The organism is Gordonia sp. (in: high G+C Gram-positive bacteria) (assembly GCF_047606305.1).
Lineage (GTDB): Bacteria > Actinomycetota > Actinomycetes > Mycobacteriales > Mycobacteriaceae > Gordonia.
Genome location: NZ_JASGER010000014.1, coordinates 1 through 26,226 on the forward strand (window position 1 = coordinate 1; position 26,226 = coordinate 26,226).

General features: G+C 70.6%; 25 protein-coding genes. 14 read left to right on the plus strand and 11 right to left on the minus strand.

The window, feature by feature from the left end:
* Nucleotides 1-91: 91 nt before the first annotated feature.
* A complete protein-coding gene (locus tag QM634_RS02350; RefSeq protein WP_415041166.1) occupies nucleotides 92-481 on the minus strand; it encodes a DUF5319 domain-containing protein in 390 nt (129 codons plus the stop codon).
* Nucleotides 482-523: 42 nt separating this feature from the next.
* Between QM634_RS02350 and guaB the strand changes: the two genes are divergently transcribed.
* The 6 genes from guaB (at nucleotide 524) to QM634_RS02380 (ending at nucleotide 7,680) form a co-directional block, all read left to right on the plus strand.
* Nucleotides 524-2,035, plus strand: coding sequence for an IMP dehydrogenase (gene guaB, locus QM634_RS02355; RefSeq protein WP_415041167.1), 1,512 nt, complete (start codon nucleotides 524-526; stop codon nucleotides 2,033-2,035).
* Between the two features lie 18 nt (nucleotides 2,036-2,053).
* Nucleotides 2,054-3,196 carry a GuaB3 family IMP dehydrogenase-related protein gene (locus QM634_RS02360; protein ID WP_415041168.1) on the plus strand — a complete coding sequence of 381 codons (1,143 nt, stop codon included), beginning with the start codon at nucleotides 2,054-2,056 and terminating at the stop codon, nucleotides 3,194-3,196.
* A gap of 62 nt (nucleotides 3,197-3,258) precedes the next feature.
* The gene (locus QM634_RS02365; protein WP_415041169.1) at nucleotides 3,259-5,028 is read left to right on the plus strand and encodes a GMC family oxidoreductase N-terminal domain-containing protein; all 1,770 of its coding nucleotides are present in this window, start codon (nucleotides 3,259-3,261) and stop codon (nucleotides 5,026-5,028) included.
* Nucleotides 5,025-5,360 carry a DUF1801 domain-containing protein gene (locus QM634_RS02370; protein WP_415041170.1) on the plus strand — a complete coding sequence of 112 codons (336 nt, stop codon included), beginning with the start codon at nucleotides 5,025-5,027 and terminating at the stop codon, nucleotides 5,358-5,360. Before QM634_RS02365 ends, QM634_RS02370 begins: the two co-directional genes overlap by 4 nt.
* A 126-nt stretch (nucleotides 5,361-5,486) precedes the next feature.
* A complete protein-coding gene (guaA, locus tag QM634_RS02375; protein WP_415041171.1) occupies nucleotides 5,487-7,073 on the plus strand; it encodes a glutamine-hydrolyzing GMP synthase in 1,587 nt (528 codons plus the stop codon).
* 46 nt (nucleotides 7,074-7,119) lie between these two features.
* Entirely contained in the window at nucleotides 7,120-7,680 is a 561-nt protein-coding gene (locus QM634_RS02380) for an NADPH-dependent FMN reductase (RefSeq protein ID WP_415041172.1), read from the plus strand.
* Nucleotides 7,681-7,692: 12 nt separating this feature from the next.
* Here QM634_RS02380 and QM634_RS02385 read toward each other — a convergent pair whose 3' ends face one another.
* From QM634_RS02385 to QM634_RS02415, 7 genes are all read right to left on the minus strand, one after another.
* Nucleotides 7,693-8,760: a serine/threonine-protein kinase gene (locus QM634_RS02385; RefSeq protein ID WP_415041173.1), complete on the minus strand. Its 1,068-nt coding sequence runs from the start codon at nucleotides 8,758-8,760 to the stop codon at nucleotides 7,693-7,695.
* 106 nt (nucleotides 8,761-8,866) lie between these two features.
* Entirely contained in the window at nucleotides 8,867-9,670 is an 804-nt protein-coding gene (locus QM634_RS02390) for a metal ABC transporter permease (RefSeq protein WP_415041228.1), read from the minus strand.
* A gap of 35 nt (nucleotides 9,671-9,705) precedes the next feature.
* The gene (locus tag QM634_RS02395; protein ID WP_415041229.1) at nucleotides 9,706-10,449 is read right to left on the minus strand and encodes a metal ABC transporter ATP-binding protein; all 744 of its coding nucleotides are present in this window, start codon (nucleotides 10,447-10,449) and stop codon (nucleotides 9,706-9,708) included.
* Nucleotides 10,450-10,454: 5 nt separating this feature from the next.
* Nucleotides 10,455-11,366 (minus strand): metal ABC transporter substrate-binding protein, encoded by a 912-nt coding sequence (locus QM634_RS02400; RefSeq protein ID WP_415041174.1) that lies wholly within the window; start codon nucleotides 11,364-11,366, stop codon nucleotides 10,455-10,457.
* A gap of 29 nt (nucleotides 11,367-11,395) precedes the next feature.
* Nucleotides 11,396-12,817: an MFS transporter gene (locus QM634_RS02405; RefSeq protein ID WP_415041175.1), complete on the minus strand. Its 1,422-nt coding sequence runs from the start codon at nucleotides 12,815-12,817 to the stop codon at nucleotides 11,396-11,398.
* Between the two features lie 44 nt (nucleotides 12,818-12,861).
* On the minus strand, nucleotides 12,862-13,512 hold the full coding sequence (locus tag QM634_RS02410; RefSeq protein ID WP_415041176.1) for an aspartate/glutamate racemase family protein: 651 nt from the start codon (nucleotides 13,510-13,512) through the stop codon (nucleotides 12,862-12,864).
* Nucleotides 13,513-13,530: 18 nt separating this feature from the next.
* Nucleotides 13,531-14,904, minus strand: coding sequence for an LLM class flavin-dependent oxidoreductase (locus QM634_RS02415; protein WP_415041177.1), 1,374 nt, complete (start codon nucleotides 14,902-14,904; stop codon nucleotides 13,531-13,533).
* Between the two features lie 152 nt (nucleotides 14,905-15,056).
* Here QM634_RS02415 and QM634_RS02420 point away from each other — a divergent pair, with 152 nt between their 5' ends.
* The 6 genes from QM634_RS02420 (at nucleotide 15,057) to QM634_RS02445 (ending at nucleotide 22,377) form a co-directional block, all read left to right on the plus strand.
* Nucleotides 15,057-16,088: an Rv2578c family radical SAM protein gene (locus QM634_RS02420; protein ID WP_415041178.1), complete on the plus strand. Its 1,032-nt coding sequence runs from the start codon at nucleotides 15,057-15,059 to the stop codon at nucleotides 16,086-16,088.
* Between the two features lie 162 nt (nucleotides 16,089-16,250).
* The gene (locus tag QM634_RS02425) at nucleotides 16,251-16,973 is read left to right on the plus strand and encodes a hypothetical protein (RefSeq protein ID WP_415041179.1); all 723 of its coding nucleotides are present in this window, start codon (nucleotides 16,251-16,253) and stop codon (nucleotides 16,971-16,973) included.
* Nucleotides 16,973-18,529, plus strand: a complete 1,557-nt coding sequence (locus QM634_RS02430) for a DNA polymerase Y family protein (RefSeq protein WP_415041180.1) — start codon at nucleotides 16,973-16,975, stop codon at nucleotides 18,527-18,529. The genes QM634_RS02425 and QM634_RS02430 overlap by 1 nt, the downstream gene beginning before the upstream one ends.
* Before the next feature lie 198 nt (nucleotides 18,530-18,727).
* Nucleotides 18,728-18,874, plus strand: coding sequence for a hypothetical protein (locus QM634_RS02435; protein WP_415041181.1), 147 nt, complete (start codon nucleotides 18,728-18,730; stop codon nucleotides 18,872-18,874).
* A gap of 18 nt (nucleotides 18,875-18,892) precedes the next feature.
* Nucleotides 18,893-19,042 carry a hypothetical protein gene (locus QM634_RS02440; RefSeq protein WP_415041182.1) on the plus strand — a complete coding sequence of 50 codons (150 nt, stop codon included), beginning with the start codon at nucleotides 18,893-18,895 and terminating at the stop codon, nucleotides 19,040-19,042.
* Between the two features lie 53 nt (nucleotides 19,043-19,095).
* Complete coding sequence (locus tag QM634_RS02445; RefSeq protein ID WP_415041183.1) at nucleotides 19,096-22,377, plus strand: error-prone DNA polymerase; 3,282 nt, start codon at nucleotides 19,096-19,098, stop codon at nucleotides 22,375-22,377.
* On the opposite strand, the gene QM634_RS02450 is transcribed toward QM634_RS02445, so the two are convergent.
* Nucleotides 22,374-22,838, minus strand: coding sequence for a tRNA (cytidine(34)-2'-O)-methyltransferase (locus QM634_RS02450; protein ID WP_415041184.1), 465 nt, complete (start codon nucleotides 22,836-22,838; stop codon nucleotides 22,374-22,376). The genes QM634_RS02445 and QM634_RS02450 overlap by 4 nt on opposite strands.
* 5 nt (nucleotides 22,839-22,843) lie before the next feature.
* Nucleotides 22,844-23,476: a hypothetical protein gene (locus tag QM634_RS02455; RefSeq protein WP_415041185.1), complete on the minus strand. Its 633-nt coding sequence runs from the start codon at nucleotides 23,474-23,476 to the stop codon at nucleotides 22,844-22,846.
* An 88-nt stretch (nucleotides 23,477-23,564) separates the two neighbouring features.
* Between QM634_RS02455 and QM634_RS02460 the strand changes: the two genes are divergently transcribed.
* Both QM634_RS02460 and QM634_RS02465 read left to right on the plus strand, forming a co-directional pair.
* Nucleotides 23,565-24,431 (plus strand): bifunctional methylenetetrahydrofolate dehydrogenase/methenyltetrahydrofolate cyclohydrolase, encoded by an 867-nt coding sequence (locus tag QM634_RS02460; protein ID WP_415041186.1) that lies wholly within the window; start codon nucleotides 23,565-23,567, stop codon nucleotides 24,429-24,431.
* Complete coding sequence (locus QM634_RS02465) at nucleotides 24,431-24,757, plus strand: DUF3017 domain-containing protein (protein ID WP_415041187.1); 327 nt, start codon at nucleotides 24,431-24,433, stop codon at nucleotides 24,755-24,757. The genes QM634_RS02460 and QM634_RS02465 overlap by 1 nt, the downstream gene beginning before the upstream one ends.
* Nucleotides 24,758-25,066: 309 nt before the next feature.
* Here QM634_RS02465 and metX read toward each other — a convergent pair whose 3' ends face one another.
* Nucleotides 25,067-26,209 (minus strand): homoserine O-acetyltransferase MetX, encoded by a 1,143-nt coding sequence (gene metX, locus QM634_RS02470; protein WP_415041230.1) that lies wholly within the window; start codon nucleotides 26,207-26,209, stop codon nucleotides 25,067-25,069.
* Nucleotides 26,210-26,226: the final 17 nt, after the last annotated feature.

The window sequence follows — 26,226 nt, forward strand, 5'->3', positions numbered from 1 at the left end:
ACCGCAGCCGGTTCCGCCGGCCGTGCGTCCGCGGCCGCGGCCGCCGATCTCGGTCCTGCCGAACTGACCCGCAGCCGGTGGCGGCCGTCCGTCAGCGACGGCGGCCGTGCCGCGCCTGCCCGTCGGCGTAGCCGCGGCAGTAGTCCCAGGTGACGTAGTCCTCGGGGCGGGGGTCCACGGCGGGCTCGTGCGGGCGGACGGTGCCGTCGGCCAGCAGCTGCTGCAGGTTCGCGCGCAGCATGTCCCAGTCGTGGTAGTGGTCTTCGTTGCAGTCGTCGCACAGCACGACGAGGCCGCGCACACCCTCGGGCGACAACAGCGATTCGTAGACGGCCAGGTCGGCCAGGTCCTCTTCGACGGCCAGTCGCTCCGCGACGTCCAGCGGGATCCCCGGCTCCTCGGCGTCGAGTACGCCGGCGGGGTCGGTGGGGTCATCCGCGAACGGGTCCGGCGGCAGGCCGGGAGGGTAGTGGTTGGCCACGCCCCCACCGTAGCCGATCAGCGGCGCGGCTAGGATGGGGCAATGGCGAATGTGCGGACCGGTGGCGACGATCCTGACAAGGTGGCGATGCTCGGGTTGACCTTCGACGACGTGCTGCTCTTGCCGGCCGCGTCCGACGTCATCCCCTCCGAGGTGGACACCTCCTCCCGACTGACCAAGAGCATCTCGCTGCGCGTGCCGCTCGTGTCGTCGGCGATGGACACCGTGACCGAGGCGCGGATGGCGATCGCGATGGCCCGCGCCGGCGGCATGGGCGTGTTGCACCGGAACCTGTCGATCGAGGCGCAGGCCTCCCAGGTCGAGACCGTGAAGCGCTCGGAGGCCGGCATGGTCACCGATCCGGTCACCTGCAGCCCGGCGCACACGCTCGCCGAGGTCGACGCGATGTGTGCGCGCTACCGGATCTCCGGCCTGCCCGTCGTCGACGAGAAGGGCGAGCTCGTCGGCATCATCACCAACCGCGACATGCGCTTCGAGGTCGACCAGAAGCGACCGGTCGCCGACGTGATGACCCCCGCGCCGCTGATCACCGCGCAGGAGGGCGTCTCCGCTGACGCCGCGCTCAACCTGCTGCGCCGCCACAAGATCGAGAAGCTGCCGATCGTCGACGGTGCCGGCAAGCTCACCGGACTCATCACCGTCAAGGACTTCGTCAAGACCGAGCAGCATCCGCTGGCCACCAAGGACGCCGACGGTCGCCTGCTGGTCGGTGCCGCCGTCGGCGCCGGCGACGAGGCGTGGGAGCGCGCGATGGCACTCGCCGACGCGGGTGTGGACGTCATGGTCGTCGACAGCGCCCACGGACACTCGCGCGGCGTGCTCGACATGATCGGCAAGCTCAAGGCCGAGGTCGGCGACCGCGTGCAGCTCATCGGCGGCAACGTCGCCACCCGCACGGGTGCGCTCGCCCTCGTCGAGGCCGGGGTCGACGCGGTCAAGGTCGGCGTCGGCCCGGGCTCGATCTGCACGACCCGCGTCGTCGCCGGTGTGGGCGCCCCGCAGATCACCGCGATCATGGAGGCCGTCGCCGCCTGCCGCGCCTCGGGCATCCCCGTCGTCGCCGACGGCGGCCTGCAGTACTCCGGCGACATCGCCAAGGCGTTGGCCGCCGGTGCGTCGACCGCGATGCTCGGCTCGCTGCTCGCCGGCACCGCCGAGTCGCCCGGCGAGCTGATCCTGGTCAACGGCAAGCAGTTCAAGAGCTACCGCGGCATGGGGTCGCTCGGTGCGATGCAGGGTCGTGGGCAGGGCAAGTCCTACTCCAAGGACCGCTACTTCCAGGACGACGTGCTGTCCGAGGAGAAGCTGGTCCCCGAGGGCATCGAGGGTCGCGTGCCGTTCCGCGGCCCGCTCGGCGAGGTCATCCACCAGCTGGTCGGCGGCCTGCGCGCGGCCATGGGCTACACCGGGGCGGCGTCGATCGCCGACCTGCAGCACGCACAGTTCGTGCAGATCACCGCGGCCGGGCTCAAGGAGTCCCACCCGCACGACGTGACGCTCACGGCCGAGGCCCCCAACTACTACTCCCGCTGACCGGAAGGTTCAATCGTCGTGCGTGACCTCGTGGAATTCGGGATGGGCAGGACCGCCCGTCGGACGTACGAGCTGGAAGACATCAGCATCGTGCCGTCGCGACGGACCCGCTCGTCCAAGGACGTGTCGACCGAGTGGCAGATCGACGCCTACCGCTTCGGCGCACCGATCCTCTCGCACCCGACCGATGCGCTCATGTCGCCGGACACCGTCATCGAGCTGGGGCGCCTCGGCGGCCTGGGCGTCCTCAACGGTGAGGGCTTGTGGGCGCGCCACCGCGACGCCGACGCCAAGATCGCCGCTTTGCGCGATGTCGCCGAGAACGACCCCGAGCCGCGTGCGGCGGTGCGGTACCTGCAGCAGCTGCACGCCGCGAAGATCGACACCGGTCTGCTCGCCGAGGCCGTCTCGCGCATCCGCGACGCGGGGGTGACCACCGCGGTCCGGGTGAGCCCGCAGCACGCCGCCGAGCTCACGCCGAGTCTCATCAAGGCCGGTGTCGAGCTGCTCGTCGTGCACGGCACGATCATCTCGGCCGAGCACGTCGCCGAGGGCGGGGGCGACCCGCTCAACCTCAAGACCTTCATCGCCGACCTGGACATCCCGGTCATCGCCGGTGGCGTGCACGACCACCGCACCGCGCTGCACCTGATGCGCACCGGGGCCGCCGGCGTGATCGTCGGTTACGGCGCCACCGAGGGGTCGACCACGACCAACGACGTGCTCGGCATCGGGGTGCCCATGGCCACCGCCATCGCCGACGCCGCCGCGGCGCGCCGGGACTACCTCGACGAGACCGGCGGGCGCTACGTCCACGTCCTCGCCGACGGTGACATCAACACCTCCGGCGACCTGGCCAAGGCGATCGCCTGCGGGGCCGACGCGGCCGTGCTGGGCACCCCGCTCGCCTCGGCGGCCAGCGCGCCCGGCGGCGGGTGGTACTGGACGCCGCCGGCGGCACACCCGGACACCCCGCGCGGGGCGATGCTGCAGATCTCGACACCCGAGGACCGGCCGACCATGGAGCAGATCCTCAACGGGCCGTCCGACGACCCGTTCGGCGAGCTCAACCTCGTCGGCGCGCTGCGACGGTCGATGGCCAAGGCCGGCTATAGCGACCTCAAGGAGTTCCAGAAGGTCGGGTTGTCGCTGCGCGCATAGCCGTTCGATCGGGCTCGCGGGTATGACAACGACCAATGTCACGTCGGGTCTATGATCGGCCTATGTCTCGCAGCCCACAAGACAGCCACTTTGACGTGCTCATCATCGGTTCCGGCTTCGGCGGCAGCGTCAGTGCGCTGCGCCTGACCGAGAAGGGGTACCGCGTCGGGGTGATCGAGGCCGGTCGCCGCTTCACCGACGAACAACACGCCAAGACCAGTTGGCGGCTGCGCAAGTTCGTCTGGGCGCCCAAGCTCGGTCTGCTCGGCGTGCAGCGCATCCACCTGCTCAAGGACGTGATGATCCTGGCCGGCGCCGGGGTGGGCGGCGGATCGCTCAACTACGCGAACACGCTCTACAAGCCGCCGTCGCCGTTCTTCAACGACCGTCAGTGGGCGCACATCACCGACTGGGAGTCCGAGCTCAGCCCGTTCTACGACCAGGCCAGTCGCATGCTCGGCGTCGTCACCAACCCCACCTTCACCAACTCCGACCGGGTGATGAAGGAGGTCGCCGAGGAGATGGGCGTGGGCGACACCTTCGTCAGCACCCCCGTCGGCGTCTTCTTCGGGGAGAAGACCGGTGGGCGGGGGACCCCGGGCGAAACCGTTCCCGACCCGTACTTCGGCGGCGCCGGACCGACGCGCACCGCCTGCACCGAGTGTGGCTCGTGCATGACCGGCTGCCGCGTCGGCGCCAAGAACACCCTGGTGAAGAACTACCTGGGCTTGGCCGAATCGGCCGGTGCCCAGGTCATCGAGCGGACCACCGTCGACGGTCTCGTGCAGCGGCCCGACGGCACGTGGGAGGTGTCGACGCACGGTTCGTCGTCGTGGGGGCCGTTGGGTGCACGGCGCCGCACCTTCACCGCCGACAACGTCATCATGGCCGCCGGCACGTTCAACACGCAGAAGCTGATGCACGCGGCCAAGGGGTCGACCCTGCCGGAGATCTCCGACGCGATGGGCGTGCTCACCCGCACCAACTCCGAGTCGATCCTCGGGGCGATGGGCAAGAAGGTCGATCCCGACAGCGACTTCTCCGAGGGCGTCGCGATCACCTCGTCCTTCCACCCCGACGAGTCCACCCACATCGAGCCGGTCCGCTACGGCAAGGGCTCCAACGCGATGGCCTACCTGCAGACGATCCTCACCGACGGTGGAACGCGGCGGTACCGCTTCGGCCAGATGCTGCGCGTGCTGCTGACCCACCCGTGGTACCTGCTGCGCCTGCTGGTCCCGCGCCAGTGGAGCCAGAAGACGGTGATCGCCCTGGTCATGCAGTCCTCGGACAACTCGCTGACCACCTTCGTCCGCAAGCGCGGCCCGCTCAAGTACGTGACCAGCCGACAGGGGCACGGCGAGCCGAATCCGACGTGGATCCCGGCGGGCAACGAGGCCACCCGGCGGATGGCCGCCCACCTGCCCGGCGGCCTGGCGGGCGGCACCTGGGGCGACATCTTCAACATCCCGCTGACCGCGCATTACCTGGGCGGCTGCGTCATCTCCGACGATCCGACGAGCGGTGTCATCGATCCGTACCACCGGGTGTGGAACTACCCGTCGCTCTACGTGGTCGACGGCGCCTCGATCACCGCGAACCTCGGTGTGAACCCGTCGCTGTCGATCAGTGCACAGGCCGAGCGCGCCGCCGCCCTGTGGCCGAACAAGGGGGAGAAGGACCAGCGTCCCGAGCAGGGGAAGCCGTACCGCCGCATCGACCCGATCGCGCCGGTGTCGCCGGTCGTGCCCGCCGATGCGCCCGGTGCCCTGCGGCTGCCGATCACCCCGAAGCGGGCCACCGCCAAGAGGCCGCAGAAGGCCGCCGGATGAGCGCCGATTGGCGCGCCGAGCTCGCCGACCGGATTCGCGGTCTCATCCTGGGTGCGTCGCCGGAAATCGTCGAAGAGGTGAAATGGCGCAAGCCGTCCAACCCCGACGGCGTACCCACCTTCAGCGCCTCGGGCCTGGTCTGCACGATGGAGACCTATAAGGACAAGGTCAAGCTCACCTTCGCCAAGGGGGCGTCGTTGCCGGACCCGGCCCACGTCTTCAACGCGAGCCTCACCGCCGGCACCCGCCGCGCCATCGACATCCACGAGGGCGACGTCCTGGACGAAGACGCCTTCGTGGCGTTGGTGCGCGCCGCGGTGGATTCCTGCTGAGATCTGCACGATGCCGACCGGGCGATGTGACAATCACGCCCGAGGCTCAGAATCGACCCGTTCCCAGCGGTTGGCGAGGATGGTGGCGGTCAACGGTGCCTGAGGGCGACCACTAGACTCGACGTCGTGCCCCAGACTTCCAACGGCAACCCCCGCCCCGTCCTTGTCGTCGACTTCGGCGCCCAGTACGCGCAGCTGATCGCGCGGCGCGTGCGTGAGGCGCGCATCTACTCCGAGGTGATCGCACACGACGCCCCGATCGAGGAGTTCCGGGCGAAGAACCCGGCGGCGCTGGTGCTCTCGGGCGGCCCGGCCTCGGTCTACGCCGACGGTGCCCCGACGATCGACCCGCAGCTCCTCGAGCTCGACATCCCGGTCTTCGGCATCTGCTACGGCTTCCAGAAGATGACCGATCTGCTCGGCGGCACCGTCGCCAACACCGGCGGGCGCGAGTTCGGCCGCACGATGATGGAGATCGCCGACGGCGGCGGTGTCCTGCACCACGGGCTGAGCGAGAGCCAACCGGTGTGGATGAGCCACAATGACGCCGTGCAGCAGCCTCCCGCCGGCTTCACCGTCACCGCGTCGACGCCCGGCGCACCGGTGGCCGCCTTCGAGTGCGTCGAGCGCAAGATGGCCGGCGTCCAGTACCACCCCGAGGTGCTGCACACCCCGCACGGCCAGGAGATCCTGACCCGCTTCCTGTACGAGATCGCCGGCCTGGAGCCGACGTGGACCGCGGCCAACATCGCCGAGTCGCTGATCAACGACGTCCGCGCGCAGGTCGGCGATGACGGGCTGGCCATCTGCGCCCTGTCCGGCGGCGTCGACTCCGCGGTTGCCGCGGCACTGGTGCAGCGCGCCATCGGCGACCGGTTGACCTGTGTCTTCGTCGATCATGGGCTCCTGCGGGCCGGGGAGCGCGAGCAGGTGCAGACCGATTTCGTCGCGGCGACCGGTGCGCGGCTGGTGACCGTCGACGCGGAGGAGAAGTTCCTCGCCGACCTGGCCGGTGTCTCCGACCCGGAGGCCAAGCGCAAGATCATCGGCCGTGAGTTCATCCGCTCCTTCGAGGGAGCGGTGAGCGAGGTCTTGGGCGATCAGGCCGCGGCGGGCAAGAAGGTCGACTTCCTGGTCCAGGGGACCCTGTACCCGGACGTCGTCGAATCCGGCGGCGGTAGCGGCACCGCCAACATCAAGAGCCACCACAACGTCGGCGGGCTCCCCGAGGACCTCGAGTTCACGCTCGTCGAGCCGCTGCGCCTGCTGTTCAAGGACGAGGTCCGTGCGGTCGGTCGTGAGCTGGGTCTGCCCGAGGAGATCGTCGGCCGACAGCCGTTCCCCGGTCCGGGACTGGCCATCCGCATCGTCGGCGAGGTCACCAAGGAACGCCTCGACCTGCTGCGCAAGGCCGACCTGATCGCCCGCGAGGAACTGTCCGCGGCCGGACTCGACGGCCAGATCTGGCAGTGCCCGGTGGTGCTGCTCGCCGACGTCCGTTCGGTGGGCGTCCAGGGCGACGGCCGCACCTACGGCCACCCGATCGTGCTGCGCCCGGTGTCGAGCGAGGACGCCATGACCGCAGACTGGACACGCGTGCCCTACGAGGTGCTCGAGACCATCTCCACCCGCATCACCAACGAGGTCGAGGACGTCAACCGCGTCGTGCTGGACGTCACCAGCAAGCCGCCGGGGACCATCGAGTGGGAGTAAGTCCCCACCCGACCCCACCGAAACCACACCGAACGAGGGAACACCCATGCCCACACTCATGATCGTCGTCGGCAGCGTCCGGGAAGGCCGGATCGGCCTGCCCATCGCCGAATGGGCCCGCCGGGCCGCCGATGAGGACGGCCGCTTCGACGTCGACTTCGCCGACCTCGCCGAGATCGACCTGCCCTTCATGGACGAGCCGAACCACCCGCGACTGCACCAGTACACCAAGGCGCACACCGTGGAGTGGAGCAAGCGGGCCGAGGCGGCCGACGCCTTCCTGTTCGTCTTCCCCGAGTACAACTACAGCTACGCGCCGGCCATCAAGAACGCGCTGGACTATCTCAGCGCCGAGTGGAACCGCAAGCCGGTCGGATTCGTGAACTGGGGCGGCAACTCCGCCGGCACGCGCGCCCAGGTCGCGCTGCGTCCCGTCGTCACCGGGCTCGGCATGGTGATGACCAAGGGGAACGTCGAGATCAACTTCCCGCAGAAGCAGGTCGACGACGAGGGTCGTTTCGTGCCGAATGAGCAGCAGGCCGCGGTGCTGCAGGCCCAGTTCGACGAGATGCTGGCCCTGGACCAGGCACTGCGCCCGCTGCGCTGAGTCGAATATCGGCTAGAGAGCCACGGCGAGCACGATCACCAGCACGGCGATCAGCGCCACCACGCCGGCGATGATCAGCCACCGGCGCTCGTTCGACGTCGACGCGGCCACGCCCGTTGTGGCGGGTGCGGGTGCGGGTGCGCGGCGCGGTGCGGTCGCGGGCGCGACGGCCGACGGAGCCGGTGCGGGTACGTACGACCGCGGGAACGCGCCGGTGCGCATGCGCGGGGCGGTCGGAGTGGCCAGAGCCCAGACCGGCGGCGCGCCGTCGGGGCGGCTGATCCGGCCGGTCAAGACGTGCTCGGGGGTCGAGCGCGTGGCCCGTGCCGCGATCACGGCGAGCTCGTCGCGGACCTGCGCCATCGTCGGGCGCTTGGCCGGGCTCGGGGTGAGCATCGAGAGCAGCACGTCGTGCAGCGGGCCGGCCTGCTCGGGCGGGCGGATCCGCGCGCGGGCCACGCTGTCGAGCAGGGCGCCCACGTCCTCGCTCATGCCGAACGGCGGCACCCCTTCGACCATCGTGTAGATCGTCGACCCCAGGCTGTAGACGTCCGACGCCTCGCTCGGCGCCGCGCCGCGCGCGACCTCGGGCGCGAAGTAGGCGGGCGTGCCGGAGATCAGATCGCCGTCGTCGTCCTCGTCCTTGAACTGGGCGATGCCGAAGTCGGTGAGCTTGACCAGCCCGGCGTCGCGCCCGGTGTTGGCGATGAGGATGTTGCCGGGCTTGATGTCGCGGTGGATGACTCCGGCCTCGTGCGCGTCGGCCGCCGCGGAGGCGACCTGCGCGCCGATCTGTGCGGCGTCGATCGGGTCCAGGTGCTCGGTGACGTGCAGGATCTGCGCGACGTTGCGCGACGGCATGTACTCCATCACCAGCCACGGGGTGCCGCGGTCGAGGATCACGTCGTAGACGGCGATCGCGTGCCGGTGGGCCAGCTTGGAGGCGACGCGCCCCTCGTGCAGGGCCTTGCCGCGGACCGCCTCGGCGTCGGCCTCGGGCATGCCTTCGAGGGAGATGACCTGCTTGACCGCCACGTCGCGGCCCAGGAGCTGATCCTTGCCGAGCCAGACCGAACTCATGCCGCCGTCGCTGATCCGCGAGTGCAACCGATACCGGCCCGCCACAAGGTAATCCGGGCCCGGAGTCGATAGCGGAGACGTCACGCGGTGAGTATAGGGCGCCTGGTCAGGCCCGTGATCGCAGCCGTCCGGTGATGACCCCGCGCGTGGGCGCGAAGAGGTAGACGGCGAAGAAGAACACGCCCTGGGTGAGCACGACCATGCCGCCGAGGGAGGTGTTGGCGTAGAAGGAGATGTACAGCCCGATGATCCCGCAGGCGGCCGCGGCGGCCGGTGCGATGACCAACATGAGGCGGAATCGGTCGGTGAGCAGGTAGGCCGTCGCCCCCGGGATGATGAGCATCGCCACGACCAGCACGACGCCGACGACTTGCAGGGCGGTGACCGCGGTCAGGGCGAGCAGGCCGAGCATCGTCGCGCCGATCAGGCGCGGGCTCAGGCCGATCGCGAACGCGTGCGACGGGTCGAAGGCGAACAGCGTGAAGTCGCGTCGCTTGACGATGAGCACGGTGGCGACGATCGCACCGAGCACGGCGATCTGGATCAGGTCCGCGGCGGAGACGCCGAGCAGGTTGCCGAAGACGATGTGGTTCAAATCGACCTGACTCGGGGTGATCGACACGAGTACCAGGCCCAGCGCGAACAACGTCGTGAACACGATGCCGATCGCGGCGTCCTCCTTGACGCGGCTGCGATCGCGGACCGCGCCGATCAGTGCGACCGCCAGCAGGCCGAACACCACCGCGCCCAGTGCGAACGGGGCGCCGACGATGTAGGCCAGCACGACGCCGGGCAGCACGGCGTGCGACACCGCGTCGCCCATCAGCGACCATCCGGTGAGCACCAGCCAGCACGACAGCAGCGCACACACGACCGATGCGATCAGCGTCGCGGCCATCGCGTTGGTCATGAACCCGAAGCGGAACGGTTCGACGAGGAAGTCGATCACGAGGCCTCCTGCTCGCCCGGGTCGAGGCCGAACGCCCGCGCGAGGTTCTCCGGCGTCACGACCTCGGCGGGTGTGCCCTGCGCGAGGACGCGGCGCTGGAGCAGCACCGCCTGGTCGGCGAGTTGTGGAACCGACTGCAGGTCGTGGGTGGAGATGAGGATCGTGGCGCCGCGCTGCGCCTCCTCGCGCAGCAGCGCGGTGATCGCCGCCTCCGACCGCTGGTCGACGCCGGCGAACGGCTCGTCCAGGAGCATCACCGACGCGTTCTGGGCGATGGCGCGGGCGACGAAGGCGCGCTTGCGCTGGCCGCCGGACAGGTTGCCGATCTGCCGGTCCTGCAGGTCGTCGAGTTGCACCCGTGCCAGTGCCTCGTCGACGGCGTCGCGGTCGGCCCGCTTGGCGCGCCGCATGAACCCCATCCCGCCGTAACGACCCGTCATCACGACCTCGCGCACCGACAGTGGGAAGGTCCAGTCGATGTCCTCGGACTGCGGGACATAGCTGACGATCCCGGCACGGCGGGCGGCCGTCGGCGGCATGCCGTCGATCGCCACGCGGCCCGCGTCGGGGGTCACCATCCCCATGATCGTCTTGAACAGCGTCGACTTGCCCGAGCCGTTGACTCCGATGAGGGCGCACACGGTGGCCCGGGGGACCTCGAGGCTGACGTCGTCGAGGGCCAGGACCTCGCCGTAGCGCACGGTCGCCGAGCGCACGTCGAGGGCTTGGCGGTCGTCCATCGGGGTCATCGGGCCGCGCTCCCGGTCAGGCCCGCGGCGATCGTGCGGGCGTCGTGGCGGATCAGGTCGAGGTAGGTCGGTACCGGACCATCGGCCGTGGACAGGGAGTCGACGTAGAGGGTGCCCGCGAGGCGGGCGCCCGACGCCTTGGCGATCTGCCGCATGGGCTTGTTCGAGACGGTCGACTCGCAGAACACCGCGGGGATCGCGCGGTCGCGCACGAAGTCGATGGCCGAGGCCATCTGCCGGGGTGTCGCCTGCTGTTCGGCGTTGACCGGCCAGATGTACTTCTCGCCGAGACCGGTGTCGCGGGTCAGGTAGGAGAACGCCCCCTCGCACGTCACGAGCGCGCGCTTGTCGGCGGGGACGGTGCGCAGGTCGGCGGCCAGCTCGTCGCGGACGGCGCGCAACCGGGCCTTGTAGGAGTCCGCATTCGCGCGGTACTGGTCGGCGCCGGCGGGATCGATCGCGGTGTACGCGCGTCGGAGGTTGTCGACGTAGACCTCGGCGGCGCGCGGGCTCATCCACGCGTGCGGGTTCGGTTTGCCCGCGTAGGCGCCCGACGAGATGGGGACCGGCGCCACCCCGTCGGACAGGGTGACGCGCGGGGCGTGCAGATCGGCGGTGAACCGGTCGAACCACGCGTCCACCCCGAGACCGTTGTTGACGACCAGCGCGGCACCGGCCGCGCGTCGGATGTCGCCGGGGGTGGGCTCGTAGCCGTGGATCTCGGCGCCCGCCTTGGTGATCGACTCGACGTGCAGCCGGTCGCCGGCGACGTTGGCCGCGATGTCGGCGATCACGGTGAAGGTGGCGACGACGATGGGTTTGCCAGTCGGGCGGGTCGGTGCGGCGCACGCGGCGAGCAGGATCGCCGCTGCGACGAGCGCAGCACCCCACGCCACTGGTTTCGACATGGCAACAGAATAACTTCGGTTAGCCGAATTTACGAAGCCGCGCTGGTCAGACGTGGAATCGCAAGGGCCATCACCACGGCCGATCCGCACACGGCGAGCGAGATCAGCATGGACGCGACGTAGCCCGGTGTGGTGGGGATGGTCGCACTCGCCGGCACGTCGGCGACGGGGTGGATCGAGGAGGTAAGGATCATCCCGACCACGGCGGTCGAGAGCGACGTGCCGATCGCGCGGGCGAGGGTGTTCACCCCGTTCGCCTCGGCGGTTTGCTCGACGTCGACCGCCCGCATGATCTGCGCGGGCATGGCGGCATACGCGATGCCGAGGCCTGCGCCGGAAAAGGCTCCGGCGACCGCGATGGTGACCCAGTTCAGCGGCAGCGCACCGCCCACCGACGCGAGCAGCACGACGAAGGACACACCGAGGGTCGCGGCGCCGATCGCGAGCGCGACGCGCGGTCCGTAGAGGCGGCACAGGCGCGAGCACACCGGGGAGCTGAGGAACATCAGCAGCCCGGCGGGGGTGAGGATGAGGCTCGCGACGAGCATGTCGAAACCCATCCCGGCGCGCAGCCGCGTCGGAGTCATGAGCAGCTGGATCGGGATCATCTGCATCGTGTAGAAGCCGAACCCGATGGCGACCGACGCGAAGTTGGTCAGGATCACCGGGCGTCGGGCGAGGACGCGCAGGTCGATCAGGGGTGCGTCGAGGCGGAGCTCGAACCGGGCCCAGATCGCAGCGCTCACGATCGCGAGCGCGAGCAGGCCGATGGTCGCCGGGCCGGTCGGACCCCAGGTGCCGATGCGCGACAGCGGCAGCAGCAGACACGTGAGCAAGATCAGCAGTCCGAGGGCACCGGGGAAGTCGAAGCGGCCGCCGGGCGGGGGCGTCGGTTCGCCGACCGTGGCGGCCACACCGACCATCGCGAGCAGTGCCACGGCCGCCGAGACGGCGAACAGCATGTGCCAGTCGAGCAGCTGGGCGATGGACGCGGCGAACGGCAGCCCGAGTGCACTGCCGACGCCCAACGACCCGCTCATCGCGCCGATGGCCGACGACAGGCGCGCGGACGGGACGATGTCGCGCATGATGCTGATGCCCAAGGGGATCGTGCCCAACCCCAGGCCCTGCAACCCGCGGCCGACGAGGAACGGCAGGAGGGTCGGGGAGAGCGCGCAGATCCCCGAGCCGATGGCGACGAACAGCAGGCTGAGCAGCAGGATGCGGCGCTTGCCGTACATGTCGCCGAGGCGGCCGGAGATCGGGGTGACGACGGCGCCGACCAGCAGGGTGATGGTCAGGGCCCATGCGGTGTCGGCGGGATCGGCGTCCAGGCGACCCGGCAGCCCCGGGATGAGCGGGATGATGATCGTCTGCATGAGGGCGACGACGACACCCGCGTTGCAGAGCGCGGCGATGGCGAACCAGGGTGTCGGGCCGCCGCGCTGCATCGCGCCAGTCTACTGTATATAAAGCACAATCTGGCCCGGAGGGGTTATCCGATGGCCTTCACCAGGTAGGCGGCGGCGCTGGGCACGGGCTGGACGATGCCCACGGTGGACGTCTTCGCGATCTCGTCGGCGGCAGCGCTGAGCGGGCCACCGCCGATGATCACCGACGCCGCCCCGTCCTTCACGCACTCGTCGATCGCCGCGGACAGCGTGGTGATCGCCAGCTTCGGGTCGGCGGCGACCTCCTCGGCGGTCGCGTCGGTGAACCGGAGCCCGGTGAACGGCGCCGTCTGGTTGGCCTTCACCAGGGCCTCCAGCGACGGACCCAGCTCCTTGGTGGTGGTCACCATGCCGAACGGCTGGCCGCTCGCGCCGGCCGCCAGCACCGCGGCACCGCCGATCCCGATGATCGGGAAGTCGTAGACCTTGCGCAGCTCGTCCACCCCCGGATCACCGATCGCGGCCACCATGATGCCGGCCGTCTGGTCGTTCACCGCCTTCTTGGCGGCGTCGACGACCTGCGGCACGCTGGCCGCCAGCGCGGTCGGATCGACGATCACGCTCGGTCCTTCGGCTGCGGTCGCGCCGACCGCCGTCAGGTCCGATCCCGTCAGCTGTTGATTGGCCAACGCGGTCATGGTGTCGGTCGTGCCGGTGTTGGTGTTCGGGTTGATGACGAGGATGTGCTTGGTCATACCCCCGACGGTAGGCCGTCAGGCGCTCAGCCGCTGCGCCTCGCCGCGGATATCGGCGGGCAGGTCCTCGCCCGGATCGCCCAGCCCGAGGTGCTCGCGCAGGGTCGAGCCCCGGTATTCGGTACGGAAGAGGCCTCGTCGGCGCAGCTCGGGCACGACGTAGTCGACGAAGTCGTTGAAGGTGCCGGGCGACTGGGCGCTGGACACGATGAACCCGTCGGCCTCCCCGCCGCGGAAGGACTCCTCGATCTGGTCGGCGACGTCGGCGGCGGTGCCGACGAACTGCGGCAGCAGTACGCCCTGCGCATACAGCTTGCCGATGTCGCGCAGGGTGAGCTCGTCGCGCTGCGACAGCCGCCGGGCGACGTCGAACAGGCCCTGCGTGCCGCTCACGGTGATGTCTCCGACCGGCGCGTCCAGGTCGTACTGCGAGAAGTCGTGGTCGGTGTGCACCGACAGGGTGATGAGTCCGGAGATCGGGTCGGCCAACTCGTTGTGGAAGGCCTGCTTCTCCCGCGCGATCGACTCGGTCTCGCCGATGAACGGGATGAACGACGGAAAGATCTTCACGTGGTCGGGGTTGCGGCCGAAATTCGACGCCCGCGACTTGACGTCGTCGTAGTAGGCGCGGCGCCCCTCGGGCGTCGGATCGATCTCGAAGATCGCCTCGGCCCAGCGCGCGGCGAAGTTCTTGCCGGTGTCCGACGAGCCGGCCTGGATCAGGACCGGTCGGTGCTGCGGCGACCGCGGCTGGTTGAGCGGGCCGCGCGAGCGGTAGTGGGTGCCGTCGTGGTCGATGGTGTGGATCTTCGACGGGTCGGCCCACACGCCGGACTCCTTGTCGGCGGTGACCGCGTCGACGTCCCAGCTCGACCACAGCTTGACCGCGGTGCTCACGAACTCCTCGGCCAACTCATAGCGGCGGTCGTGCTCGACGTGCTCGTCGAAGCCGAAGTTCTGCGCCTCGGCCTGCGAGAGCGAGGTGACGATGTTCCAGGCGATCCGGCCGCGGGTGAGGTGGTCGAGGGAGCCGAAGACGCGCGCGACCTCGTACGGGTGGAAGTACGTCGTCGACTTGGTGACCGCGATCCCGAGCTTCGAGGTGACCGCACCGATGCTCGCCGCGACCAGACTCGGGTCGATCGTGGCGGCGGCCTGGGTGCCGCGCCGGAAGGGCTCGGACTGGTCCCCGCCGAAGCGGACGGGGGCGGCGAGCAGGTCGGCGAAGAAGGCAAAGTCGAACGTGCCGCGTTCCAGGATGCGGGCGACGCGGTGGTAGTGATCGGGGCCGAAGTAGTCGGTCTCCGATCCGGGGTGCCGCCATGCGGCGTGCGAATGCGTGACGGGGGAGGCGATGAGGAAGCCGCCGAGGTGGAGCTGGCGCGTGGTCATGGGAGGTCCTTCGTGCGGGGTCGGTGGGGTGCGTCGCCCATACAATCCGACGATGTCGCCAGGGGTCGACCTTGTATTCGGGGTGATTCGAATGCGGTCTCCGACGGGTGCGCTTCCTTGACTCCGAATAGAACATATGTTCGTATACCGACATGCGGTGGGCGGAACAGGCGATCGAGGTCGACGACGGCGGGCTGCCCGGACTGGGGCGGGCGGATCTGGTGCGGTCGGTGACCACGCCGGAGTTCGCCGGCATCACCTTCCACGAGGTCCTGTGCCGATCGCTGCTCAACCCGGTGCCGGTGTCGTCGGGCATGCCGTTCCGGTTCAGCGTCAACACGTTTCGCGGTTGCACCCATGCCTGCCGGTACTGTTTCGCGCGGCCGACGCACGAGTACCTCGACTTCGACGCGGGGGACGACTTCAACCGTCAGATCGTCGTGAAGCTCAACGCCGCGGCAGTGCTGCGCAAAGAGTTGCGGCGACGATCGTGGTCCCGCGAGGTGGTGGGACTGGGCACCAACACCGACCCGTATCAGCGGGCCGAGGGTCGCTACCGGTTGATGCCGCCGATCATTGCCGCGCTGGCCTCCTCGGGCACCCCGTTCTCGATCCTGACCAAGGGCACGTTGCTCCAGCGCGACGTCCCGCTGCTGCGGCAGGCCGCCGACGTCGTCGACGTTTCCCTGTCGGTGTCGCTGGCCATGGTCGACGCGGAGTTGGCGGCGCAGCTCGACCCCGGCGCGCCGTCACCGCGGGCCCGGCTCGACGTGATCCGCGCCCTGGCCGAGGCGGGGTTCGCCCCGCATGTGATGGTGGCTCCGGTCGTGCCGTATCTGACGGATTCGACGGCGCAGCTCGATGTGCTCCTCGCCGAGGTCGCCGCAGCCGGGGCGGTGAGTGTCTCGGCGATCCCGATGCACCTGCGCGGCTCGACGCGGGGGTGGTTCCTGCAGTGGCTGGCCGACGAACATCCGGCGCTGCTCAGGCGCTATCGGGCGCTGTACGGACGGGGTGCGTACGTGTCGAACGAGTACTCCGCACGGCTCGCGCAGCGCCTGCGGCCGCTGGTCGCGCGCCACGGTCTGGTGGGGCAGTCCGGGCCGGTGCGGCCGGTCGAACAGGGCGTCGTGCCGTCGCCGGCGCCGCGACCTGCGACGATGGTCGAACCCACGCTCTTCTAGCGCTCTGACCTGCACAGACAGCAACTCTTGCGCTTTGTCGGGGCGGCGGTCTACAGTCTTTCCTATCGAATAAATGTTCGATGAAGCCCGGCACTCTTCCCGACCGGCTTCGCAAGCGGAAACGCGCGCTGTGGCGCGGGTGATTCACGGTCGGGGAGAGCGATGGGCGAGGCGGCGGCAACGGCGGAGGTCGGCCCCACGGTCGCGCAACTGCGCCAGGCGATGGCCAGGGTTGGGGCGAGTGCGGGCACTGCGGCGCAGCGGGTGGATTCGGGCACCGGACCGGGGGAAGACGGTCTGGTCCCGGACGTCCTGGCAGTGCCCGCCACCCTCGCCGAACTGTTTCCGCACGGCGGATTGGCCCGCGGGAGCGTGGTGTCGGCGTCGGGGGCCGGGTCGCTGCTGTTGGCGATGATCGCGGCGAGCAGCGCCGAGGGCGCCCAGGTCGCCGTCGTCGGACTGGGGCGGTTGAGCATGCTCGCCGCTGCGGAGATGGGGGCGGACCTGTCGCGGGTGGCACTGGTCGCCGACCCGGGGGCCGATCCGCTGCAGATCGCGACGATCCTGCTCGACGGGATGGACCTGGTGGTGGTGAACCTGCGCGGGGCGTCGGTGCCGCCGTCGCGGGCCAAGGTGCTCGCCGCCCGGGCGCGCCGCAACTCGTCGGTGCTGCTGGTCGTCGACGGGCGGTGGCCGGGTGCCGCCGCGCATCTGTCGGCCCGGGTGAGCGGTTACCGCCGCGGTGTCCCCGGCGCGGTCGAGGCCCGGTGCGGCTATGGCCGGATCAACGGGTGGGACCTGGCGGTGTCGTTGCGGTCGCGCAGCCGCCCACCGCGCAGCGCCCGACTCGTCACGGGGGCCGCCCGGGTGGGGCGGGTCGGCTGATGGGCCGCCGGATCCTGGCCCTGTGGGCACCGGACTGGCCGGCCGTCGCGGCCGCCGCCGAACGGGACCTGCCGCCCGACGTGCCGATCGCGGTGCTGCAGGCCAACCGGGTGATCGCCTGTTCGGCGCCGGCACGGCGGATGGGTATCCGGCGCGGTATGCGCAAACGGCAGGCGCAGTCGAACTGCCCCGAGTTGGTCGTCGTCGCCGACGACCCCGACCGCGACGGCCGGCTGTTCGCCCCCGTCGTCACGGCGGTGACCGAGGTGCTGCCGTGGACGGAGGTGCTGCGGCCCGGCCTGGTGGCGGCGCCGGCATCGGGGCTGCGCTATTTCGGCTCCGAGGAGAACCTGGCCGCGGCGGTGGTCGAGTCCGTGGCCGACGTCGGTGCCGAGGTGCAGGTCGGGGTCGCCGACCAGATGTTCACCGCGGTGCTGGCGGCCCGCCGCGAACTGTTCGTCCCGCCGGGCGGCGATGCGGAGTTCCTGAGTCCGCTGCCGATCCGGGAGCTGGCCGTCGAACCCGCACTGGGCGGGGACCGCACCGAGTTGGCCGACCTGCTGTGGCGGCTGGGGTTGCGCACGCTGGGGGCTTTCGCCGCACTGCCCGCGGCCGATGTGGGCAGCAGGTTCGACGCCGAGGCGGTCGTCGCGCACCGACAGGCCTCGGGCCGTCCCGGCCGCACCCCGTCGGCCGCCGTGTCGCGACCGGAGCTGACCGTCGTGCACTCCTGCGACCCGCCGGTGACGCGCATCGACGCCGCCGCCTTCCTGGCGCGTCGCCTGTCCGTCGAGCTGCACGAGAAGCTCACCGCGGCCACGGTGTCGTGCACGCGGCTGGCGGTGCATGCGCGGACGGAGCGGGGACAGGAGAATTCGCGCATCTGGTGCTGTGCGCTGCCGCTGACCCCGGAGACGACCGCCGACCGGGTGCGCTGGCAGCTCGAGGGCTGGCTGACCGAAGGGGCCACCGGCGCGGGGGCGGGGCCGGACTCGCCGGTCGTGGAGCTGACCCTCGAGCCGGTCGAGGTGTCCGCCGGGGAGGGGCTGCAGTACGAGCTGTCCGAGTCGGGGGCGTCGGCGACGGACGGCCCGCGCGCCGACCGTGTTCGCCGGGCGCTGGTGCGGGTGCAGGGGCTGTTGGGGGCCGATGCGGTGATGGTCCCGGTCCGCAGTGGTGGTCGTGGACCGGTCGAGCAGATCACCCTGGTCCCCGCCGGTGAATCGGCGGTGCCGGCTCGACCGGTGAGCGCGCCGTGGCCCTCACGGCTGCCCGAGCCGACGCCGGCGATCCTCGTCGACGCCCCGGTCTCGGTGTGCGACGACGAGGGGAGTCCGGTGGAGGTGACCGCGCGCGGGGCGTTCAGCGGCGATCCGGTGGTGGTGGCCAGCGGACGGCACCGCTGGTCGGTGCGCTGGTGGGCCGGCCCGTGGCCGTGTGGGCTCTCCGGCGACGACATGGTGGCGCGCGCCCAGGTCCTCCTCGACGACGAGCGCGCACTGCTGCTGCGCTTCGGCCCCGACGGCAAGTGGCGGGTCGAGGGGGTCTACGAGTGAGTGCTCACGGATGATCCGCAAACCCCGCAAACCCCACACTTCGGGACATACCCGACAGCCAATCGGTGTCGGGTATGTCCCGAACTGTCGGGTTTAGTCGCGACGATCGGCAAAGTCGAGTAGCGCGCTACTCGTGACCGGTGCGCATCCCGGGTCGACCCTGGAGGGGCAAGGCAATCCCGACGAAGGAGAACGATCATGGCGAACAAGCGACTGCGGCCCCCGCGCCGCGACTGGGCGCGCATCAACCCGCAACCGCTCCCGCCCGGTGGCCTGGGCCGCATCAACCCGCAGCCGCTCCCGCCCGGCGGTGGCCGCCGTTTGCCCCGGAACTATCGCCGATAGCGGGTCTACGCTGGAGGCGTGAGTAGACGGCGATCCCATCGGAGCACCCCGGGGCCGGCCGTCCGTCGACGCATCCAGCCCTTCCATCCGGGCCCGGTGCGACCGCAGACGCCGTTGCAGAGGTGGCTGCGCGACGTCGGCAGCTCGGACCTGGCGAACGAGCTGTAGCGTCCTTTCCCCGTCGACACACCAGGCGAACACATGTTCGATAAACTGGGTCGATGGGGTGGCACAACGGCCCGCCGAGCTGGGCGGAGATGGAACGGGTGCTCTCCGGGCGCCCGCGCCCGGGTGAGGCCTTCGCCCCGCCCTACGACCAGCACATCGACGACGAGGGCGTTCCCGACGGCGGCGACGGCCCGGCCTGGTCCCGCAAGCGGGAGGCCTATCTCGCCGACGAGACGGTCCGATCTATCCGCTCGGCCACCCCGTTCGCCGAGCTGCACGCGCACAGCGCATTCAGCTTCCTCGACGGTGCGTCGACCCCGGAACAGATGGTCGAGGAAGCCGTTCGCCTGGACCTCAAGGCCCTCGCGCTCACCGATCACAACGGCTTCTACGGCGTCGTCCGCTTCGCCGAGGCGGCGCGCGAGTTCGGTCTCCCCACGGTGTTCGGCGCCGAGCTCTCGCTCACGCCCGACGCGGTGCGCACCGGAGTGCCCGACCCTCCCGGCGAGCACCTGTTGGTCCTCGCCCGCGGGCCGGAGGGCTACCGCCGCCTGTCCCGGGCGATGGCGGCGGCCCACATGCGCGGCGGGGAGAAGGGGCTGCTGCGCTACGACCTCGGCGAACTGTCGGACGCGGCCCGACAGTGGCTGATCCTCACCGGGTGCCGCAAAGGGGCCGTGCGTCGGGCACTGGACCGTGGTGGTCCGGCCGCCGCCCGACGGGCACTGGCCGAGATGGTCGAGCGCTTCGGGCACGACAACGTCGCCGTCGAGCTCACCTCCACCGGGCAACCCGACGACGATGAGCGCAACGCGACCCTGGCCGCCCTGGCCGCGGAAGTGGGGCTGCCCATCGTCGCGACGACCGGTGCGCACGTCGCCGGTCCGGATCGTCGACGGCTCGCGATCGCCATGGCCGCCATCCGGGCGCGCACCGACGTCGAGACCATCGACGGGTGGATGCCCGGCGTCGGGGGAGCGCACCTGCGCAGCGGCGACGAGATGGCACGGCTGGTGTCGGCGCACCCCGATGCACTGGCCAACGCGGTCGACCTGGCCGCCGACTGCGCCTTCGAGCTCGGGCTGATCGCCCCGCAGCTCCCGCCGTTCGACGTTCCCGACGGCCACACCGAGACCACCTGGCTGCGCGAGCTGACCCACCTCGGCGCACGCCGCCGCTACGGCCCGCCCGACGAGCATCCGACGGCGTACCGGCAGATCGAACACGAGTTGGCGATCATCGAGGAGCTGGAGTTCCCCGGCTACTTCCTCGTCGTGCACGACATCGTCCACTTCTGCCGCACCCACGACATCCTGTGCCAGGGGCGCGGCAGCGCGGCCAACTCGGCGGTCTGCTTCGCGCTGGGCGTCACCTCGGTCGACCCGGTCGCCAACCACCTGCTCTTCGAGCGCTTCCTCTCACCCGAGCGCGACGGTCCACCGGACATCGACGTCGACATCGAGTCGGACCGTCGTGAGGAGGCGATCCAGTACGTCTACGGCAAGTACGGCCGCGACTACAGCGCGCAGGTCGCCAACGTCATCACCTACCGTCGACGTTCGGCGGTGCGCGACACCGCCCGGGCGCTCGGCTACGCCACCGGACAGCAGGATGCGTGGAGTCGGATGCCCGACGAGGCGCCCGACGACGTCACCGAGATGGCCGCCCAGATCAAGGGGCTGCCCCGGCACCTGGGCATCCACTCCGGCGGCATGGTGATCTGCGACCGGCCGATCGCCGACGTCTGTCCCACCGAGTGGGCGCGGATGGAGAACCGCAGCGTGCTGCAGTGGGACAAGGACGATTGTGCGGCCATCGGTCTGGTGAAGTTCGACCTGCTCGGGCTGGGGATGCTCTCGGCGCTGCACTACGCGATCGACCTGGTCGGCGAGCACAAGGGCATCCACGTCGACCTGGCGCAGATCGACATGACCGAGACCGCCGTCTACGACATGCTGTGCCGCGCCGATTCGATCGGGGTCTTCCAGGTCGAGTCGCGCGCCCAGATGGCGACGCTGCCGCGGCTCAAACCCCGCGACTTCTACGACCTGGTCGTCGAAGTGGCGCTGATCCGCCCCGGCCCGATCCAGGGTGGATCGGTGCACCCCTACATCCGTCGGCGCAACGAGCTCGAAGACGTCCAGTACGACCATCCCGCGCTCAAACCGTCCCTCGAGCGGACCCTGGGCATCCCGCTCTTCCAGGAGCAGCTCATGCAGATGGCCGTCGACGTCGCCGGGTTCAGCGCCGCCGAGGCCGACCAGCTGCGCCGGGCGATGGGCTCCAAGCGCTCGCCGGAGAAGATGGCCGCGCTGCGGCAGCGCTTCTTCGACGGGATGGAACAGCTGCACGGCATCACCGGGGACACCGCGCAGCGCGTCTACGAGAAGATGGCCGCCTTCGCCAACTTCGGCTTCCCGGAGAGTCATTCGCAGAGCTTCGCGTCGCTGGTGTTCTATTCGGCGTGGTTCAAGCTGCACCACCCGGCCGCCTTCTGCGCCGCCCTGCTGCGGGCGCAGCCGATGGGCTTCTACTCGCCGCAGTCGCTGGTCGCCGACGCCCGACGCCACGGTGTGACGGTCCATCACCCCGACCTCAACGCCTCACTGCCGCATGCGACGTTGGAGGAGGCGGGAACCCACGTGCGCCTTGGCCTTTCGGGGGTGCGGAACATCGGCGACGACGTGGCGCAGCGGATCGTCGACGAGCGCGCCGACGGCGGACGGTTCACCGACCTCGACGACGCGGCCACCCGTGTCGAACTCACCCAGGCGCAGTGGGAGGCACTGGCCAGTGCCGGTGCGCTCGACTCCTTCGGCCTGAGCCGTCGGCAAGCGCTGTGGGCGGCGGGGGAGGCGGCCCGCCGGCGCCGCGACCAGCTGCCCCTGGCCTCGGGGTCGTCGCCGCCGACACTGCCCGGCCTGTCCGGGGTGGAATTGGCGGCGTCGGACGCGTGGGCCACCGGCATCACCCCGACGAGCTATCCGACGCAGTATCTGCGCCCCCGGCTGCAGGCACTCGGGGTGGTGCCCGCCGACCAGCTGCTGGGCGTCGCCGACGGGGCCCGCGTGCTGGTCGCCGGGGCGGTGACCCACCGGCAGCGCCCCGCGACGGCGTCGGGGGTCACGTTCATCAACCTCGAGGACGAGACGGGCATGGTCAACGTCGTCTGCTCGGTGGGGTTGTGGCGCAAGTACCGCGAGTTGGCGCACACCGCGTCGGCCCTGGTGGTCCGCGGCAAGGTGCAGAACGCCGAAGGCGCGGTCACCGTCGTCGCCGATCGGCTACAGCGGCTCGACCTGCGGATCGGCACGCGCTCGCGCGACTGGTGCTAGACCGCCCCGTCGAACCCCTGCTGGCGCCACGCCTCGTAGACGGCCAGGGTCGCCGAGTTGGCGAGGTTGTGCGAGCGGCGGTCGGGCAGCATCGGGATCCGCAGCTTGTCGGTGATGTGCGGGTCGGCGAGCATCTCCTCGGACAGGCCCGTCGGCTCGGGGCCGAACATCAGCACGTCGCCCGGCTGGTAGGCGACATCGGTGTAGAACCGCGACGCGTGGGCGGTGAACGCGAAGACCCGCTCGGGTGCCAGGGCCCGCCAGGCGGCGTCGAGATCGGCGTGCACCGTCACGTGCGCCATCTCGTGGTAGTCCAGACCGGCGCGCTTGACCTGCGCATCGCTCATCTCGAAGCCCAGCGGTTCGACGAGGTGCAGTTCGCTGCCGGTGTTCGCGGCCAGCCGGATGGCGTTACCGGTGTTGGGCGGGATGCACGGCTCGACGAACAGGATGCGGAACACGCCGGTCAGCGAGCCCCGGGATCGGCGGCGTGGCGAGCCTGGACGCGCGGACCGGTGTCACCCGGCGGCGGGGGCGGGGCGAACTGGTCGCGCACGGCGTCGGGGATCCGGCTGGCGCCGTAGACGAGCATGACCAACAGGTCCTTCGCCTTCCCGACGATCTCGTCCTCGCCCCAACCGCCGGTCGCGGCCACGGTTCCGGCGCCGGTGCCGCGCAGCACGAAGCCGTCGGCCTTGGCGGTGAGGAACTGGTAGACCGCGTAGACGAGGAGCACGATGATCGCGAGCGCGACGAGGGCCGATTCGCCGCCGCCGTAGTAGCCGCCGCCGTACACCAGGCCCGCCGACAGCAGCAGCCACAGCGCGGCCACCAGGGCCACCGAGCCGGCGATGATCTTCCACGTCGTCGTGCGTCGGCCGAGGGTCATGTCCGAGATGTGGTCGACTGGCATGCTCTCCTCGACGTAGCCGCGCGGGATGAGCCCGAAGATCGTCGACGTCCGTCGCACAACCACCCGCCGATCGGTGATCAGCACGCCCTCGGAGAGGTAGCGCAGGATCAGGTTCGGGTGGAATTCGGCGCCGTAGTAGACGGTCTCACCGGGCAGCGGACGGATCTGGGGAAGTTGTTGCGGCATTGCGGCCCTCTCCGGGGTCACGGGGTCAAGGTCGCGATCACTGTATCGAACCGGAGTGCCGAAAATGCGGCATGGAAGAATGAGAGCCGTGACAGCGACACGACTCGATGGCATCGCCACCCGCGACGAGATCTTCACCGACCTGGCCGCACGGGTCGACAAGCTCAAGGCCTCCGGCATCGAGCCCGGCTTGGGCACGATCCTCGTCGGCGACGACCCCGGATCGCACTCCTACGTCAAGGGCAAGCACAACGACTGCGCGAAGATCGGGGTCAACTCGATCCGGCGCGACCTGCCCGCCGACGCCACGACCGAACAGCTCAACGCGGCGATCGACGAGTTGAACGCCGACCCCGCCTGCACCGGCTACATCGTGCAGCTGCCGTTGCCCAAGCACCTCGACGAGAACGCCGCCCTCGAGCGCGTCGACCCGGACAAGGACGCCGACGGTCTGCACCCGATCAACCTCGGGCGACTGGTACTCGGCAAGGAGTCGACACTGCCGTGCACGCCGCGCGGCGTGATCCACCTGCTGCGCCGCTACGACATCCCGCTCGACGGCGCGCGGGTCACCGTCATCGGCCGCGGCGTCACGATCGGCCGCCCGATCGGCCTCCTGCTGACCCGTCGCAGCGAGAACGCCACGGTCACCCTGTGCCACACCGGCACCAAGGACCTCGCCGCCGAGACCAAGCGAGCCGACGTCATCGTCGCGGCCGCCGGCGTCGGACACCTCATCACCCCCGACATGGTCGCGCCGGGCGCCGCGGTCGTCGACGTGGGCGTCAGCCGCGACGCGGACGGCAAGCTCGTCGGCGACGTCCACCCCGACGTGTGGGAGGTCGCCGGCGCGGTGTCGCCGAACCCCGGTGGCGTCGGACCGTTGACCCGCGCGTTCCTGCTGGTCAACATCGTCGAGCGCGCCGAGGCGCAGTTGGCGGCACAGGGAGCCTGATGGTCGCTCCGTCCAACGTCGAGCGCGCGCGGAACCTGCGCCGCGCGCGGGTTCGCCGCTGGTACATGATGCAGATCCCGTACTTCATCGTGCTGGCCATCGTGCTGGTGGCGGGGATCTTGGTACTCGTCGACCGGTGGCGCCGCGGCGCCTTCGTCTTCAGTGGCGCGCTCGCCCTGGGTGCAGCGCTGCGGGCCTTCCTGCCGGCGCGCCGGGCGGGGCTGCTTCAGGTGCGCAGCCGCCCGTTCGACGTGGCGGCGATGGCGACGCTGGCGGCGGTCGTGCTGTGGATGGCGATCACGATCGACCCGCTGGGGACCCGGTAGCGCTACGACGGTCCTACACTCCAGACATGTACCTGGAAGAGGTGGCGGTGACCGGCCGGTGGACCGCCGACGCGGCATCCGAGGTCGCGTTCAGCGCGTCGAATCACCCGCAGTCCCAGGTCCACATCGTCTGCCGCGGAGTCCGCATCCATGCCCCGGTGCTTCCGTACGCGTGGGATCGGCTGCGGTCGGCCAGTGGTGCACCGGTGGTCGTCACGGTCGAGGGAGGCAACGAGGCGGCAGCGCTCGTCGCGGTGTCCGACCGTCTGCGCGAGGTGCTGGGCACAGCCGCGAACACCGGCGATTCGGTCAGCGGCGCGCGAGCTCGACGGTCTGGCGCAACAGCTCGGCCATGGCGTCGAACTCGATGAGGAAGGCGTCGTGCCCGTAGACGGATTCGACGACGCGCAGGCCGCCCACGCAATTGCCGAGTCCGGCCGCGAGCTCTTCCTGTAGCCGCAGCGGGTACAGGCGGTCCGAGTCGATGCCGCCGACGATGACCGGCGTCGTACAGGCGGCCAGCGCGGCGGCGACCCCGCCGCGATCGCGGCCGACGTCGTGGTTGTTGAGCACCTCGGTGAGTGCGACGTAGGACGCCGGGTCGAACCGGGCGATGATCTTGTCGGCCTGGTGGTCGAGGTAGCTCTGCACCGCGTAGCGACCGCCGTGCAGCGGATCCTCTTGTCCCTGGGCGGAATTCGCGAAGCGGTTGTCGAGCTCGAGCTCGTTGCGATAGGTCAGGTGCGCGATGCGCCGGGCCACGCCCATGCCGACGGTCGGGGACACGCCGGTGCCGTGGTAGTCGCCGCCCTGCCAGGCCGGATCGGCCTTGATGGCGGCGATCTGGGTGGTCTGCGTGCCGATCTGGTCGGCGGTGGCGCGGGCGCCGACGGCGAGCACCAGTGCGGCCCGCGTGCGGTCGGGGTAGGTGATCGCCCACTCGAGCGCGCGGGCCCCGCCCATCGATCCGCCGACGGCTGCCGCGAGCGACGTGACGCCCAGCTCGTCGAGGAGGGCCGCTTCGGCGCGCACCTGGTCCAGGACGGTCAACTGCGGGAAGCGCGAACCCCACGGCTTGCCGTCGGGGGAGGTCGACGACGGTCCGGTGGACCCGTTGCAGCCGCCGAGCACATTGGCCGCGATGACACACCATTCGTCGGTGTCGAGGGCGGCGCCGGGGCCGATCAGGCCGTCCCACCAGCCGGGGGCCGGGTGGTCGGGGGTGCCCGGCCCGGTGATGTAGGTGTCGGCGGTCAGTGCATGCAGGACGAGTACGACGTTGTCGCGCGCGGCGTTGGGCTTGCCCCACCGCGAAAACGCCATGGTGACGTCGGGGATGGTCGCCCCGCCGTCGAGCGCGATGTCGCCGACCTGGATCTGGTGCAGCGATCCGTCGGGCGTCTGCGCCCACACCGGCTCAGCCGTCGACGACGGCGTGGACGCCGGGTCCACGCCGTGTCGACGGCTGT